The sequence below is a fragment of the Mucilaginibacter mali genome (assembly GCF_013283875.1).
Lineage (GTDB): Bacteria > Bacteroidota > Bacteroidia > Sphingobacteriales > Sphingobacteriaceae > Mucilaginibacter > Mucilaginibacter mali.
Genome location: NZ_CP054139.1, coordinates 5,830,716 through 5,847,263, shown reverse-complemented (window position 1 = coordinate 5,847,263; position 16,548 = coordinate 5,830,716). Strand labels below are relative to the sequence as shown.

Here is a 16,548-nt window from a genome sequence, read left to right as displayed (position 1 = left end):
TGAAACCGGGCAGCTGCTATTAGATCATCTAAATGAACTTAACCAAAGCGTCCATCAGCGTTATCAAACCTATCTGAACGCGCCGCCACCGGAAAACCCTGACACCCCCGCGTTTTACAAAGTGCTATGCCGCCTTAGCGTTGACCAGATCGCCATTATTTTAAAAGCGGCAGATGATATTAAACTCGTGGTCACCCGATCTTTCAGCCAGGTGCTCAAAAGCATCGTGCCCTTCCTGTCCACTGAGCGTTTTAAGAACTTCTCCTGGAAAAGCGCCCGCAGCAGCAGTTACAAAATGGAAGGCAGCGATAAAGCCGTCGCCATTCAGACGCTTGAAGCTTTAATAGATAAAATTAAGGAATACTAATGAACTGGTTAACCTAGTAAAAAGACTAATAGTGCGCAGGTTAGCTTTTTTCCGACAGGTATAAGGTATCACGGTGAGTAGTCGTATCGCCTTGAATCTTAAACGTCCTGATCACCGGAATTCCTTTTTTATCCTTTTTAGGAGCTTGTTTATTGCTGATACTGAAAAAACCAAAAAAGCAGGTAAGTATAAGCGCCAAAATGAAGGTATTTACCTGCCAACGGGAGGTGCCGGTTATATTGCCGGTTGTAATAGTGAGTATTGGCCCCGGCGGATCAAGCACCGGGTTACCGTTCGCATCTTTAACTATATTCCCCTGGGCGTCTGTCACCTGCTTTTGTATAGGATCAAGGTTACCCGTTAAGGCGCCCAAAGTGGATAAACCCAATAATATCGAAATGATAAAGAGCGCCCAGGTAGCGATCAGCAAATAGATCAGTGGCTGGTTTATGCCGCCGATGATATCTTTGGAAAAAGTAACGGATAAAGTAATGATCGCGGTCGAAAGTGTAATCAATTGTTTAGTAAGGTCGGATGCAAAATCGAATGCTTTTTTTTGATTTTCTTCCATGTTTGGAATATTTGAGGTACCCGACATATCAGCAGAATGGAAATCTTGGACAAAACTTAAAGAAAAAAGCAGTAACGCCACCTATCGATCTGTTTTCAACAACAGCTTCATCATATGATATCAGATAATTAACAGCTTCGGCAACACGAGCATTGGTTTTTACGGTCAATTCTGCATCTTTTAATTGATCGAGGCTGCCCAGATCAATTTCAGAGTTCCCTGATACAAAGTGACGCTGAATTTCACCTTTGCTTTCGCTGTTGACCGATATAGCGGAATTAAAACTGCCGCTGGGCGACGATATTTTTAATTTAACTTTTTGCATGATAGGTGAAGATTCAATTTGTACTGTTAAATATAAACAGAAAAATTCATCCGTTTCTGTAAAAATCTTTCCCTAACTCCATTTTAATTCCCTCATTATCATCAGGCTTCCAAAGCTGCAAAAAGGGTGCAGCCCAAAGTTGAAGTTTTTGCGCGTTGCCCATTCCGGCAATTTTGTGTCAACAAACGGCAGTGAACCTGCCCATTACAAACAAAAAGCAAAACATCATGAATCATTTACTTCACCAAATCAGCTGGCACCAATACCTAAGCGCCGCCCTTGTAGCCGCTATTATTTATTACCTAATCGTAATCGTACGCTGCTTCCGCCCCGAATTGCAAAACCTGCAAAAGCGCATCAGCGGTGAAGAACAAGATAACTACTTACAGGCCCTGCAATACCAGCCAACTGAAGAAGAAATAATCCCTGCACCCGTTCAAAGCCAAGGCGAATATATACACCACCAGGAAAGCATCAGCGACACCGACATACTCACCGGGCAATTGAAAGCCTGCATCGCCAAAGCTGCCGACAAACCCTTTGCGCCCGCCGTGCTGATCCCTCAACTCAAACAAATACTGCAACAATATACTGCATTCGCCGCCACCAAGCGGCCCGCGATCAATCACCTGGTCGTCAATGAATGTGAAAAAACCGGCACCGCCCTGCTGACCGAAGAAGAAGTGGATCAGTGGTGGGAACGTTAGCAGGCCTGCCGCTTCCGACCCGCGCCCGTTAACCGGGGCCGGGCAACGGAAGACAACCAACCAACAGCATTTGCTGACCGAACGTCCCGGTGCATAGCGCCAGGCTAGAGCCGACAAAGGGGAAACGGTGGCAGCAAAATTCCCACCCCTCCCGATAGCATCGGGGGCGGGTATGGGAAAATCATGCCCTGAATATTTAACCCAACGATAAGTGAAAATGAAAAAGTGCAAGAGAAACATCGCGGGCAAAGCCCTGAAATTTAGCGCCCTGTGCGCATTACTACTCACCCAGATCCTGCAAGCCAGCGCGCAGGATGGCAACGCCGGCATTCAACAAGCCAACACCCAAGTACGCGGCTATTTTGAAAGCGGTACCAATTTAATGTACGCCATCGGGGCCATTGTCGGCCTCATCGGCGCTGTCAAAGTGTACCAGAAATGGAACTCGGGTGACCAGGACACTTCCAAAGTTGCCGCCGCCTGGTTCGGCTCCTGCATCTTCCTCGTGGTCGTGGCCACCATCATCAAATCATTTTTCGGGATCTAAGCACAGCAGCCATGAAAACACAATTGATCAAACAACTGCACCACTACCTGCTGCATAACCATACCGACCTGCTCATCGCTTTGCAGGAAGAACACCGGCTGGAGCATTACCTCCAACAAAAGGTGGAATCCGTGAGTGACCTGCTGGTGCAGCTACAGGAGGAACAACGTCCCGCCTATGTCATCGAAGCCCTGTGTCTCGAAGAACTCACCCGCGACCTGCGGCCATCGCGCTTCAATTATATGCGCGAACTGCTGGAAGAGGAATTTGAGCAGGACTACCAAAGGATGAACCAAAGCGGCATACTGACCTATGAACTCATTAACCTCATCGGTGCCTGTGAACCCATTTTCGAGGTGTTCGCCTTCGGCGAAGAAAACGAGGACAGCCGTGAGTTGAAACACGCCGTCATGGGCATGATCGCCGAATACCTGGAACGCTAAGCAAAGAGAGGACGAAAAGAAGGAACAGCAATGGCTTATAATCCATTACAGCATTTAAGGGACAATATCGCTGCCATCCGCATCGCGCTGGATTTTCGCGAAGGCATCGTGCCGCGAGGCGATGACATCCAAACCCTGCGTGCCTATTCCGGCTTCGGCGGACTTAAAGCCGTGCTTTTCCCTGCCGGTGAAAAAGAAGAGTGGATCAAGCGCAATGCCTCACAAAATGACCTGAAGCTGTACCCCTCCATGATGGAACTGTACACTTTGCTACAGGAACGCCTGCCCGAAGCTGAATATCGCAGCGCGGTTCAGTCCATCCGCGACAGCATCCTGACCGCTTACTATACCCCGGAGATCGTGCCCCAAACCTTGTTCGCCGTTTTAAAGGAACAGGGTATCAGCCCGAAACGCCCCTATGAACCCAGCAGCGGCGCGGGCGTCTTCGTCACCGAGTTGATCAAGGCTTTCCCCGAAACCGAACAGGTCACCGCCGTCGAAAAAGATTTGGTCACCGGCATGGTATTACAGGCGCTGGCGGCAACTTTGCCCGTTCCCGTAAGCGTGCATGTCAAAGGGTTGGAAGAAACTGATGATAGCGAGAACGGGCAGCATGACCTCATCGTCAGCAATATTCCTTTCGGCAGTTTCCGTGTCTTTGATCCCGCATTTCCTGACTTAGACATTTCCGGCAAGATCCATAACTATTTTTTCGCTAAGGGGCTGGACAAACTGGCGGATGGCGGCATCCTGGCCTTTATTACCAGCAACGCATTCCTGGACAGCCCCGATAATGAAGCAGCGCGGCGCTATCTTTTTCAACATGCTGATTTTGTCAGCCTGGCTGTAATGCCGGATAATTTAATGAAGGATACCGGCAATACCCAAGCGCCCAGTCATTTACTGATCGTGCAAAAGCATACCGGCAAGACCGAACCTGCCTTTGGCGAAGACCTGCTGCTGGAAAGCATACCCGCACGCAATGAGTTCGGGGAATATCATACCAATCAATACCAGGTACTTTACCCGGATGTAATTACAGGCAGCGATATCCGGCCGGGGAAGAACCAATACGGACAGGCCCATCAAGTCATTTGGCAACCGGGGGACATCAACGAAATAGGCGATAAACTAAAGGCAATTATCAGCACCGATTTGTCCATCAATTTTAAACGGGAAGCATTTCTAAAAGCGCAGGAGGCCATAGTGCCCGCCAAAGAAATATTGCCCGAACAAAAACCATCGCTGAGCTATTTGCCTATGCCGGAAAGCAAGGCGACAAAAGTCACCGTACAGCTCGGCCTGTTTGATACCGCCCCCGTGGAAAATATCAACCGGGCCATGGATTATATCAATCTCCTCGACGAAAGCACCATCCACAAAGACACCGCGCGGATCATCGGGATTATCAAGACCAAAGATAAGCCAGACCATGAAACCCTGGTGCTGATCACCGCCAAACACCGGGACAGCAAGCAATACCTGTATAAGTTCTATCCCAATTTTTCAGAACTCCATTTTTCCGCCAATTGGATGAACGGCGGTTTGCTTAGCCATGAACTGAACGGCCTGGTTAACGCCCTTCAACAATACAATCATGATTTCTATTTCACCGGCGACCAGAGCCTGAAGGAGCATTTTAATTTTGGCAGGAACGCCGAGATCTATTTCCGCACGCTCACACCTTTTCACCAGGAAGGCAGTCTCGTGGCGATGAACGGACAGGCCGGAACAATTCATCAAATCAACGAAACCCGTACCCAGGCTATCTTTGAACCGCTGGCCGATCAAAAAGACGCCCGCTTTTATGAACGCTATATCCTGGTGCGGGATACCTACCTCGCGCTGGCCGAGATCGAAAACCTGCGCCAGGTGGAATACTCCATTTTCCGGGCCGACCTGAATATCGCCTATAACGAATTCACCCGCGCTTACGGGGAATTTAACCGCCCGGCCAACCGCCGCCTGATCCTGGCCGATGAAAAGGAAGGTTTTAAATTGCTGTCTTCCATCGAAGTAAAGGAAGGTAATGATTTCAAACCGGCAGATATTTTAAACGGGCCGGTATTCAAAACCAAAGAGGCGTTTAAGACCGATGACCCCGTGGCCGCTTTAGCCCGCTGCCTGAATGAAAAAGGCGCGGTGGATCTCGGCTTCATCGGCGCGGCTACCGGTCTGTCACAAGAGGAAGTGACCATCGCCCTGTACAGCCATATTTGTTTAAACCCGGAAAATAAAACCTGGGAAACCCTGGAAAAATACCTGTCCGGCAACGTGGTGGAGAAACTCGCCATCGCCGGACAAAAAGCAGCCGAATCACCCGATGACCCACAACTGCAACATAGCCTGCAGGCCATCACGCGGGTGCAACCCGAACGCATCCCGTTTGAATTACTGGTGCTGGACTTTAACCTCGGCGAACGCTGGTTCCCGCTTAACTATTATGAGCGCTTCGCTTCGGACTTCTTCCAGTTACCGGTCACCATCGCTTACCTGCACGGCAGCGATAGTTTCAAAGTAGCCACCAAAGGCAGCAACCTGAAGATCAGCCGGGAATTCGCCATCAGCCCGAAAGAAAGCAGCCGGACTACCTATGGTTATACCCTGCTGGAACACGCGCTGGAAAACACCAGCCCTTATTTTAGCTACGAGGTGAACTTAGGCGGCGGCAAAACCAAACGTTACCCCGATAACGAAGCCATCCAGCTGGCGCACCAAAAGATCGAGCAGATCCGCGCGGGCTTTGTCAATTGGCTGGGCGAACTGCCGGTAGACGAAAAATTAGAGCTCGAAAAACTGTATAACGATACCTTCAACTGCTACCGCCTGCGCGAATATGACGGCAGCCACCTGAGTTTCCCCGGCCTGGATAAAAAGGCGCTGGGCATCGAAGATCTCTACAGTTCGCAAAAGAACGCCGCCTGGCGCATTGTGCAGAACCGGGGCGCGTTGATCGATCATGAAGTTGGTTTAGGTAAAACCCTGACCATGATCGTGGCCGCGCAGGAAATGAAGCGGTTGGGTATCGTGCATAAACCTATGATCCTGGCGCTGAAAGCCAATGTCAGCACCATCGCCGAAACCTACCGCAAGGCTTATCCCGCCGCCAAAATACTCGCACCTGGCGAAAATGATTTTACGCCGGATAAAAGGGTGCGTTTGTTCCATGAGATCAAGAATAACCACTGGGACTGCATCATCCTGACCCATGACCAGTTCGGCAAGATCCCGCAGTCGCCGGAAGTACAGCAGCGTATCTTTCAAAAGGAACTGGAGAACGTGGAGCAGGATCTCGATACCCTGCTGAACGAGGGCGGCGATATCTCCCGCCGGATGCTCAAAGGGCTGGAAGTCCGCAAAAAGAACCTCGCGGCCAAACTCAAAACGCTGGAGCATGAACTGGAGGGCAAAAAGGATAAAGGCATTGATTTCAAGGAAATGGGAGTCGATCACCTGTTCGTGGATGAATCGCACAAATTCAAGAACCTCACCTTCACCACCCGCCATGACCGGGTAGCGGGCCTGGGCAATACCGAAGGCAGCCAGAAAGCGCTGAACATGCTGTTCGCCGTCCGCACCTTGCAGGAACGTTTCAACAGCGACCTCTGCGTGACCTTTCTGAGCGGTACGCCCATCTCCAACAGCCTGACCGAAATGTATTTGATCTTCAAATACCTGCGCCCGAACGAAATGGAGCGCCAGTGCATCGAGAATTTTGACGGCTGGGCAGCGGTGTTCGCCAAGAAAACCACCGACTTCGAGTTCTCGGTCACCAACGAGATCATCGCCAAGGAACGCTTCCGCCATTTTATCAAGGTGCCGGAACTGGCGCTGTTCTACAACGAGATCACGGATTATAAAACGGCGAAGCATATTGCTTTAGATAAGCCGGCATTGGATGAGTACTTAATCAACATCCCGCCGACACCCGAACAGGCCGAATTTATCAAACGCCTGATGCAATTCGCCAAGACCGGCGATGCCACGCTGATCGGCCGGCCGCCGCTATCGGAAGATGAAGATAAAGGCAGGATGCTGATCGCCACCAATTACGCCAAAAAGATGGCGGCGGATATGCGGCTGATCGACCCGCACAAATATGAAGATCACCCGGATTTTAAGGTCAACGTCTGCGCACGCAAGCTGGCCGAATTGTACGAGGGCAGCCAAAAGGAACGCGGTACGCAGATCGTGTTTTGCGATATCGGCACTCCCAAGCCGGATAGCTTTAATATTTATGATGCGCTGAAAAAGAAGCTGGTGCGCGATATGAACATCCCCGCCGCACAGGTCACCTATATCCATGACTGGACGGATAAGCAAAAGCCCGAACTGTTCAAAAAGATGAACCGCGGCGATATCCGCATTTTGATCGGCAGCACCGAGAAAGCCGGTACCGGCCTCAACGTACAGGAAAGAGTGATCGCTATGCACCATTTGGATATCCCCTGGAAACCTAGTGAACTCGAGCAGCGTAACGGGCGTGGCGCCCGACAGGGCAATAAACTGGCGAAATCAGGCTACGGCAACAAGGTGCAGAATTTTATCTATGCGGTCGAGCAGTCGCTGGACAATTACAAGTTCAACCTGCTGAAGAACAAGCAGAATTTTATCTCGCAGATGAAGAACTGCGAACTCAGCCAGCGCAGCATCGATGAAGGCTCTATGGATGAAAAGAGCGGCATGAACTTTTCCGAATACATCGCCATCCTTTCCGGCGATACCACGCTGCTGGAGAAAACCAAGCTGGAGAAAAAAATCGCCGTTATGGAGAGCCTGAAGACGGCGCACTTCAAAGAGGCCGTGCGTGTGCGCTATCAAACAGAAAGGCTGGAAAAGGAAAGCGAGGCCAGCCAGCGCACTCTGAAAGCGCTGGAAGCCGACCAGCAACAATACCACGCGGTACTGAAACGGGAAAAAGACGGCAGCAAATCCAACCCGATCCGCCTGAAAGAGGTGCAGAGCGCCGATGCCGCAGCTATCGGCAAATACCTGATCAAGCTTTACCAGGCCTGGAAACCCAAAAGCAACAGCGAGAACCCCAAAGAACTCGGCGAACTCTATGGCTTTAAACTCTACATCCGGCACGAGGTATCCCTAAGCAACCTCGATGGCAAGGCGATGAACAATGCCTATAACAGCCTGTACGCCGAACGGCCGGAGTGCTCCATACGCTATACCTTCAGTTCCGGCGCGCCGAATACGGATAACCCAAAAAACGCGGCCCGCTATTTTATCAACGCGATTGATAAAGTGGACGACCTGGTGTTGAAATACCAAAAAGAGATCAGGGAGATCGCCGAACAATTGCCGCAATTGAAGGCGATGCAGGCCAAACCCTTTGAGCAGGAAGCGGAACTCCAGGCCATGAAATCCGAACTGGCCAGGCTGGAGCGCGAGATCGCGCAGAATATCAAGGCCAAACAGGAGGCGCAGCAGGAACAACCGGAGCAGGGGTTAATGCCGGAAATCGGATCTGTTGCCGGACAAAATGTGGGGGCTGGTGAGGGGAAAATAGAGACCGTCCCCGAAGCTAAAGTAGTGAATATAGGTGCTGTTGAAGCAAAAACACCGTTGGAACAATGGGCGGTGGATATCGTAGCTGAGGGCCAGGCGCTTACAGCGCGCGTCGACCAGGCCTTCAAAAAAACAAAGGGGGTGCGCTTATGAAAACGCTGCACTTTGACCATATCCGCTGCCCGCTGCACCGCTATACTTTTTCGGTGAAAGCCATACGCCACTGGGTGGAACAAACCTGCGAAGGACGGGTGCTGAACCTCTTTGCCGGTGAAACCAGACTGAACGTGAATGAGGTCCGCAACGACCTTGATCCGGACATGCCGGCCGATTTTCATGAGGATGCGCTAATATTCCTGCGCGGCTGGACAGGTGAGGCATTCAACACCATCCTGCTGGACCCGCCTTATGCCTACCGCAAAAGTATGGAACTCTACAAGGGTATGATTTGCAGCCCATTCCGGCAGCTCAAAGATGCCATCCCTGCCTGCCTCGCACCAAACGGCCTGGTCATCACTTTCGGCTATCATTCCATCGTGATGGGGGTTAACCGCGGGTTTACGCTGGAATGCTTAGCACTGTTTAGCCACGGCGGGGCCATTCATGATACCATCGCTGCTGCAGAACGCTATTCTCCGGAACAATTCATCCACTACAATAACCACCAACGTTATGAACAACAGCATCTATAACATCAACAAAGGCATTAATAAAAGCATCGAGTTCCGCGGCCTGCGGGCGCAGTACATCTGGTATTTCGCCGGCCTGGTCATGGGCTTGTTAATTGTTTTTGCCGCGCTTTACATCATCGGTGCCGGAACGATCATCTGCCTGGCCGTTACCGGCAGCGCAGCCGCTTACGGCAGCCTTAAAATATTCAGCCTGAGCCGCAAGTACGGCGAGCACGGTCTCATGAAAGCGGCTGCAAAAAAACGCTTGCCCAAAGTACTGAAATCTTACAGCCGCCGCATCTTCCAACAATTCACCTTTAAAAACACCAGCCATGAAAAATAAACTGGAACCCCGGATCCTGCGCTTTGAGCAGGTCAGCTTTGTGATCGATATCGACAGGCAGGTTTTACGGCAAACCGATAAACCCGAACATGAGATCTCCTTTATCAAGGATATGACCGATATGGGCGACCATTACCTGCTCCCATGGGATACCGAAAAGCAGACCGTCAGCCATGACCCGGAAAAAGCCGAACCCTTGATTATTGATCAACTGGTTTGGCTGGACTCCGAAGGCATGTCCGAAAAATACGGCATCCCTGTAGAAAAGCTGCAAACCATGCGTGATTTTGAAGTCATCGTGGATCAGGAAGCTTTAAAGCAGCGTCATGAGGGCATACTTCCCCAAATCGACCTGGCCGGTGAAAAATTCATCATCGACCTGCGTTTACAGGAACTCAGGCATGCCCAATACTTCTTCCCGGTGATCAGCCTGAAAAGTTTTGAGCTGACCGGTGACGGCTGGCACTACGAAGCTTTTTATCACCCGGTTATGAAGCAGGTAGTGGAGCTTGACCCCAAGCTGCTGGAATTCCCCGAAGGCGTCATCAAGGTGAAAATCCCCACTGAACTCGGCCTTGATCCGGTCGGCACCGCCCGGATCTATGGCATGGATGAACGCGAAGTGCTGCGCCGCCACCCTATACAAAAAGATTTAAAAGCCGAAATGATCCCGCTGAGCGAAGCTCATGTCCCCGCCATGATCCAGCGCAATAAGGAAGCGCTTCAGCAGGCGCATCGGGAAAACGCGCAGCGGATGAAACCCAGGCAAAGGCCGAAATTTTAAAACCTAACCAATTAACGAGCGAGAAAGATCAGTGAAGATGGAAAAAGAATTAAAAAATATACTGCCCCTTATGGGTATCGAGCATGACTGCATCCTGTCCAAACAGGGGGAATATACCGTCGCCTACCGCGTGCAGTTACCCGAGATATTCACCCTGTCCGACGAGGATTATGAAAACATGCACCAGGCCTGGGTCAAAGCTATCCGGGTATTGCCCAAAGACAGCGTGCTGCATAAACAGGACTGGTTCACCCGGCGGGAAGTGTTGGCCGGCGCGGAGAAAAACGACAGCTTTTTGTCGGGAGCGGCCAAACGGTATTTCGAAGGACGGCCCTACCTGGCGCATGATTGCCTGCTGTACCTGACCAAAAAACCGAAAGGCCGTATCAAAAGCAGTTCACTGTTTTCGACACTGCTGCGCCCGGCTTTAGTCCCTAAAGAAACCTTACAGGTGCAGGCCCGCCAGGAGTTTCTGGATACCTGCACCCAGTTCAAGCGCCTGCTGGAAGATACGCGCCTGATCAGCCTGACCCGCCTGACCGCCAACGAGCTGCAAAGCCAGTTGAATAAAACAGGGCTGATTGAACGCTATTGCTTCCTGTCCGAAGATGAGAGCCAGCGGCTGATCAAGGATATTAACCTGTCGGATAGTGTCCGGATCGGCAGCCAGCAAATGGCGGTCTATACTTTGGGTGATGCTGAGCAACTGGCCGCGCATTGCGGCTCCCGCCTGACCTATGATGCTTATTCTACTGACCAGACCCGCTTCCCCGTTAGCTTCGCCGCAGGCCTGGGGCTATTGCTGGATTGCAGCCATATCTATAACCAGTATATTTTCATCGGCGACGCGCAGGCCACCCTGCGCCAGCTGGAGAAGAAACGCCTGCGCCTGCAATCGCTTTCGGCCTATTCCCGCGAAAACGCCATTTCACTGGACGCCACCAATGATTTTCTGAACGAGGCGATCAGCCAGCAGCGGTTACCGGTGAAGGCGCATTGCAATGTGATGATCTGGTCTAATAATGAAACGCGTTTAAAGGAAAACGGTAACAAGGTTGTTTCCGCGCTGGCAGCGATGGATGCCGCCGGTAAGCCCGAAACCGACGGCGCGGCGCAGATCTGGTGGGCTGGCATCCCCGGCAATGGCGGCGATTTTCCGCTCAACGATACCTTTGATACGTTCGCTGAACAGGCTGCCTGCTTCCTCAACCTGGAGAGCAATTATCGCAGCGACCCACCGGCGGAAGGCATCCGTTTTTGTGACCGCTTATCCGGCAAACCTGTTTATGCCGACCTCTATGATGCCCCGCGGCATAACGGCATTACCAGCAATATGGGCACGCTCGTTTGCGGCACCTCTGGCGGCGGCAAATCCATAACCGTTAACCATATCCTGCGTTCACTTTATGACCAGGGCGCGCATTGCGTGACAGTCGATATCGGCGGCAGTTATAAAGGCCTTTGTGGTTTAGTTGGTGGTTATTATTTCACTTATGAAGAACATAACCCCATCAGATTCAATCCATTCTATTTGGGCAAGGGCGATGTATTGGACACGGAGAAAAAAGAAAGCCTGAAAGCCTTATTGGTTTCCCTTTGGAAAGGCGAGAATGAAACTTTCAACCGTGCGGAATACGTCGCCCTGTCCAATGCCCTGCAAGGTTATTATGAACAACTGGCGCAGAACCCCGGCTTGTTCCCGGGCTTCAATTCCTTTTACGATTACCTGGAGGGCGACTACCGGAAAGTGCTGGAAAGCCACCGGGTCAAGGAACGTGATTTCGATATGGATAATTTCCTGTACGTGCTGCGCCCGTATTACAAAGGCGGCGAGTTTGACTATTTGCTGAATGCTACGGAAAACCTCGAACTATTGAGCCAGCCCTTTATCGTTTTTGAGCTGGATCAGATCAAAGACCACCCGATCCTGTTCCCGGTAGTGACCCTCATCATCATGGAACTGTTCATCTCCAAGATGCGCAAACTGCCTGGCTTGCGTAAAGTACTGACGATTGACGAAGCCTGGAAGGCTATTGCCAAATCAGGTATGGCTGAGTTCCTGCGTTACGCTTTCAAGACCATCCGTAAGTTCAACGGCATCCCCATTGTCATTACCCAGGAACTGGAAGACCTGATCAATTCCCCGGTGATCAAGGATGCCATTATCAATAACGCCGATATCAAGATCCTGATGGATATGCGCAAGTTCCAGGGCAAGTTCAGCAAGTTACAGGACGCGCTCGGCTTGTCCGACAAAGGCAAAACCATCCTGCTTTCGGTCAACAAGGATAACCGCGAGATCTTCATCGATATCGGCGGGCAGGTGATGAAGGTTTATAAAAACGAACTCTGCCCCGAAGAATACTATGCTTTTACTACGGAAGGCCGAGAGCGGGTAAAAGTGCTCGAATACGCCGAAAAGTATGGCAGTGTCGAACAGGGTATCAAAGCCCTGGTCGCCGAATTACAAACTTCAAAAGCAGCTTAATATGAGAACAACCATTAAAACACCAACTGTCATCATCTGTTTGTTTTTTTTCCTCACCGGAACAGAAGTAAAAGCGCAGATCCCCGGTGTCAGCCTGGTTACCGGGGTGATCAAAAAGGTGATTGTGGCCATCGACCTGAAAGTGCAGCAATTGCAAAACCAGACCCTGGTGCTGCAAAACGCAGAACAGCAATTGGAGAACTCGCTCCATCTCTCCAGCCTGAACGGCATCTCCGATTGGCTGAGCAAGGAAAAAGAACTCTACACCGGTTATTACCAGGAACTCAACAAGGTCAGGGGACTGATCGCGGATTACGATGCAGTCAAAAGTATCATCAGCAAACAAAAGCAACTGGTCGTGGAATACCAGCAGGCGAACGCGCTTTTCCACCGGGACGCGCATTTTTCAGCCTCAGAATTGCAATACATGGGTAATATCTATAACGGTATTTTACAGGAAAGCCTGCGCAACCTCGATGAGTTGCTGCTGGTCGTCAGTGACCTTAGCACCCGGATGGACGATGCCGAACGCCTGCAAAAGATCAGTGAGGCGGCCAAGGCCATGCAAACCAACCTCGACCATCTGCGCCAGTTTAACCGGCAGAACGCCGGCCTGAGTTTGCTGCGCGCCAAAGATGCGCAGGACCGGCAAAACGTGAAACAACTTTATGGGATCAACTAAATAAACACGCTATGAAAACGATGTTTAAAACCCTTTTGATTTTTTTCCTTGCCGGCCTATGGTGCTTTCACGCAAAGGCGCAGTTCTTAGGTGGCTTTTTCAGCCAGCAGTTGCAGCAGCGCAAGATCATGGTCGCACAGATCGCGCAATACGAACTCTACCTCGGCGCATTGAAAACCGCCTATCATGTCAGCGAAACGGGACTGAATACCGCGCATGACCTGAAGAACGGTACTTTCCATTTGCACAACGCCTATCTCAGTTCGCTGGAGCAGGTGAACCCGCTGATCCGAAACAGTCCGAAGGGCAAGGCCATTGCCGATCTTAACAGTCAAACCTTAAAGCTATTTGCGGACGAAGCCGACTGGCAGCGGCAGCAAAAGCTATTGACCACAACTGAAATGACCTACCTGCAAAAAGTCCGGGATAACCTGGCCGCCAAATGCCAGCTGGATATGGACGAATTGCTGCTGGTACTTACGCCGGGCAAACTGCAACTGACCGATGCGCAGCGGCTGGAAAGGCTCGATAAAATTTACGACCGGATGAAAGATAAGTATGCTTTTGCCGGGTCATTTACTGCCCAGTGCCGCAAACTGGCGCTGAACCGGAAACAGCACCGGCAGGACAACGACCAGCTTAAGAAGCTCTACGGGATTCAATAACCTTAAAAAAGTGAAGGAGAATAGTGATGAAGAAATCAATTTTAACCAGCCTGTTGTGCGTTGGCCTTGCGCTAAGCGCACCGTTCAGCGGCCGGGCGCAGTCCGTGGCGGATGTTATCCAGCAACTGGTGCTGGACTATCAAAAACTGGCCAGCCTGAAAAACATCCTCGGCCAGATGTACACCGGCTATACCGTGCTAAGCAAGGGCTACGGCGCGGTTAAAGGGGTAGCCCAGGGCAACTTCAGTTTGCAGGAGGCTTTCCTGGACGGCCTCTACCTGGTCAGCCCGGCTGTCCGCAAATATCCGCGGGTAAGCGATATTATCAATGACCAGGCGCAACTTGTTAGGGAATATAAAAGTGCTTCCGGTGCCTTTCGCCAGGATCAGCATTTTAGCCCGGATGAGCTGGCTTATATGATGAATATCTACAATAACCTGGTGAGCCAAAGCCTGAAGAATCTGGATGACCTGTCGATGGTCGTCACCGATAGCCGGTTACGCATGAGTGATGCGGAACGGCTGACGGCCATTGACCGCATCTACATGGAGAGCCATAACCAGTTGAGTTACCTGCGCAAGTTCAATGACCAAGCCGCGCGGATCAGCTGGCAGCGGGCGCAGGGGACGGCCGACCGGCAGGGGATCAAATCCATTTATGGTTTAAACGAATAAGCTATGAAAAACAAGATTTATAAGGTGGCTTTCGCAGCCATCCTCGCCACGTTTATGCCTCTATTTTCCCATGCGGAAGGTATCGCCGATGACCTGCATAGTTTGCAAGGTATGCTCGACCAGCTTTACAACCAGATGCTGCCCTTGTGCAGCGGCATGATCGGGGTCGCCCGTGGGATCGCCGGTTTCGCTACCCTGTGGTATATCGGCGCGCGGATCTGGAAACACTTGGCAGCGGCAGAACCCGTAGACGTTTATCCCTTACTGCGCCCTTTCGCTATCGGTTTTTGCATCCTGGCTTTCCCGGCAGTACTGGGGCTGATCAACGGTGTATTGCAGCCGGTGGTTACTGCCACCCAAGGGATGGTGACGAATACCAACCAGGCCATTGCCCGCCTGTTGGCAGACGGCAAACCTGATGCGGCCGAAGTCTCGCCTAATGACCAGAACAGCGATCCCGACAAATGGTATCAATACAGTCACCCGGATGGCTCAGGCGGCGATATAGCCACTGCAAATCCGATCTCCGATGCTTTTTCCGGCTGGAGTATCAAAAACTGGGCAAGGAAATTTATCACGGAAGTGCTGAACGTGCTTTTCCAGGCGGCGGCGCTTTGCCTCGATACCGTCCGCACTTTTAAGCTGATCGTGCTGGCCATACTCGGCCCGCTCTGTTTCGGGCTGAGCATTTTCGAGGGCTTCCAGCATAGCCTGAAGCAATGGCTGGCGCGCTACGTGAATGTCTTTATGTGGCTGCCTGTGGCGAATATCTTCGGGGCGATCATCGCCAAAGTCCAGGAGAACATGATCATCAATATCCAGAACGGGAACCTCGGCGGCAATGAATTCGGCAATACCAGCACGGCTTACCTGATCTTCCTGCTCATTGGTATCGTCGGCTATTTCACGGTGCCAAGCGTGGCCAACTATATCATGAATGTCGGCGGCCACGCCCTGTTTAATAAAACCAGCGCGCTGGCTTCGATGGCGGTCAGCTATTTCGGCGGCTCGGTCATGCAGAGTTTTACCAAAGGCAACATTAATAACAGTCAACAAACCAACAATCAATCTTCGGGCAACACGCAAAACTTTAACAAAAGTAAACTGTCGGGCAGCCCGCCAAAAAGCAAATAACCATGTTCAAGAAAATGAAAAACCTGGAAACCGCTTTCCAGCACGTCCGAGCCTTCACCATTGCCATCGTTGTCGGTGCCTTTATCACCATCGGCTTTATGGCCTGGCAGAATAAACAGGAATCTATCGCCCTGCAAAGCAAGGTTTATATCCTGTCGGGAAATACTGCCTGGTCAGCCGTAGCAGCCGAAAAAAGTGCTTACCTGCCCATGCAGGCGCGCGGCCACGTCCGCGCCTTTCACGAAGCGTTTTTTACACTTGACCCTGATGATAAGGTCATCAAACAGAACCTGACCAAAGCACTGTACCTCGCCGACGGATCGGCTAAGAAGGTTTATGACAGCCTGAGTGTTAGCGGCTATTATTCCGGCATCATCGCCGGTAACATTAGCCAGCGCATTAACGTGGACAGCGTGCAGGTGGATACCCCCAATGCACCTTATCACTTCCGCTGCTACGCCACATTGCATTTGATCCGCGCCACCAGTAACGTCAGCCAAAGCCTCATCACGGAGGGTGACCTCCGGGAGGTCAGCCGCAGCGATAATAACCTGCTCGGTTTTTTAATCGAGCACTGGGTGACTATAGAAAACAAAGTATTAACCGTGAGCAATCACTAAACCATAATTA

At 51.2% G+C, this 16,548-nt stretch carries 16 protein-coding genes; 14 read left to right on the top strand and 2 right to left on the bottom strand.

Annotation, left to right across the window (positions count from 1 at the left end; translation table 11 throughout):
• Positions 1 to 121: 121 nt before the first annotated feature.
• Complete coding sequence (locus tag HQ865_RS24830) at positions 122 to 367, top strand: hypothetical protein (protein WP_173417488.1); 246 nt, start codon at positions 122 to 124, stop codon at positions 365 to 367.
• A gap of 40 nt (positions 368 to 407) precedes the next feature.
• Here HQ865_RS24830 and HQ865_RS24825 read toward each other — a convergent pair whose 3' ends face one another.
• The gene (locus HQ865_RS24825) at positions 408 to 938 is read right to left on the bottom strand and encodes a hypothetical protein (protein WP_173417487.1); all 531 of its coding nucleotides are present in this window, start codon (positions 936 to 938) and stop codon (positions 408 to 410) included.
• 28 nt (positions 939 to 966) lie between these two features.
• The gene (locus tag HQ865_RS24820) at positions 967 to 1,263 is read right to left on the bottom strand and encodes a hypothetical protein (RefSeq protein ID WP_173417486.1); all 297 of its coding nucleotides are present in this window, start codon (positions 1,261 to 1,263) and stop codon (positions 967 to 969) included.
• A gap of 227 nt (positions 1,264 to 1,490) precedes the next feature.
• Between HQ865_RS24820 and HQ865_RS24815 the strand changes: the two genes are divergently transcribed.
• The 13 genes from HQ865_RS24815 to traK all read left to right on the top strand — a co-directional run bounded on the left by HQ865_RS24815 (position 1,491) and on the right by traK (position 16,538).
• Positions 1,491 to 1,970 carry a hypothetical protein gene (locus HQ865_RS24815; RefSeq protein ID WP_173417485.1) on the top strand — a complete coding sequence of 160 codons (480 nt, stop codon included), beginning with the start codon at positions 1,491 to 1,493 and terminating at the stop codon, positions 1,968 to 1,970.
• 217 nt (positions 1,971 to 2,187) lie between these two features.
• Positions 2,188 to 2,517 carry a DUF4134 domain-containing protein gene (locus tag HQ865_RS24810; protein ID WP_173417484.1) on the top strand — a complete coding sequence of 110 codons (330 nt, stop codon included), beginning with the start codon at positions 2,188 to 2,190 and terminating at the stop codon, positions 2,515 to 2,517.
• Between the two features lie 11 nt (positions 2,518 to 2,528).
• Positions 2,529 to 2,960 (top strand): DUF1896 family protein, encoded by a 432-nt coding sequence (locus HQ865_RS24805; RefSeq protein WP_173417483.1) that lies wholly within the window; start codon positions 2,529 to 2,531, stop codon positions 2,958 to 2,960.
• Positions 2,961 to 2,990: 30 nt separating this feature from the next.
• Entirely contained in the window at positions 2,991 to 8,630 is a 5,640-nt protein-coding gene (locus HQ865_RS24800) for a helicase-related protein (RefSeq protein WP_173417482.1), read from the top strand.
• On the top strand, positions 8,627 to 9,169 hold the full coding sequence (locus tag HQ865_RS24795; protein ID WP_173417481.1) for an RsmD family RNA methyltransferase: 543 nt from the start codon (positions 8,627 to 8,629) through the stop codon (positions 9,167 to 9,169). Before HQ865_RS24800 ends, HQ865_RS24795 begins: the two co-directional genes overlap by 4 nt.
• Positions 9,150 to 9,491, top strand: a complete 342-nt coding sequence (locus tag HQ865_RS24790; protein ID WP_173417480.1) for a DUF4133 domain-containing protein — start codon at positions 9,150 to 9,152, stop codon at positions 9,489 to 9,491. The genes HQ865_RS24795 and HQ865_RS24790 overlap by 20 nt, the downstream gene beginning before the upstream one ends.
• The gene (locus HQ865_RS24785; protein WP_173417479.1) at positions 9,481 to 10,275 is read left to right on the top strand and encodes a hypothetical protein; all 795 of its coding nucleotides are present in this window, start codon (positions 9,481 to 9,483) and stop codon (positions 10,273 to 10,275) included. Before HQ865_RS24790 ends, HQ865_RS24785 begins: the two co-directional genes overlap by 11 nt.
• A gap of 37 nt (positions 10,276 to 10,312) precedes the next feature.
• Complete coding sequence (locus HQ865_RS24780; protein ID WP_173417478.1) at positions 10,313 to 12,763, top strand: TraG family conjugative transposon ATPase; 2,451 nt, start codon at positions 10,313 to 10,315, stop codon at positions 12,761 to 12,763.
• A 1-nt stretch (position 12,764) separates the two neighbouring features.
• Positions 12,765 to 13,445, top strand: a complete 681-nt coding sequence (locus HQ865_RS24775) for a conjugal transfer protein TraI (RefSeq protein WP_237073595.1) — start codon at positions 12,765 to 12,767, stop codon at positions 13,443 to 13,445.
• A gap of 11 nt (positions 13,446 to 13,456) precedes the next feature.
• Positions 13,457 to 14,110, top strand: a complete 654-nt coding sequence (locus HQ865_RS24770; RefSeq protein ID WP_173417477.1) for a hypothetical protein — start codon at positions 13,457 to 13,459, stop codon at positions 14,108 to 14,110.
• Between the two features lie 26 nt (positions 14,111 to 14,136).
• The gene (locus HQ865_RS24765) at positions 14,137 to 14,784 is read left to right on the top strand and encodes a TerB family tellurite resistance protein (protein WP_173417476.1); all 648 of its coding nucleotides are present in this window, start codon (positions 14,137 to 14,139) and stop codon (positions 14,782 to 14,784) included.
• 3 nt (positions 14,785 to 14,787) lie between these two features.
• Positions 14,788 to 15,918: a conjugative transposon protein TraJ gene (traJ, locus tag HQ865_RS24760; RefSeq protein WP_173417475.1), complete on the top strand. Its 1,131-nt coding sequence runs from the start codon at positions 14,788 to 14,790 to the stop codon at positions 15,916 to 15,918.
• A 2-nt stretch (positions 15,919 to 15,920) separates the two neighbouring features.
• Positions 15,921 to 16,538 (top strand): conjugative transposon protein TraK, encoded by a 618-nt coding sequence (gene traK / locus HQ865_RS24755; protein ID WP_173417474.1) that lies wholly within the window; start codon positions 15,921 to 15,923, stop codon positions 16,536 to 16,538.
• Positions 16,539 to 16,548 lie beyond the last annotated feature (10 nt).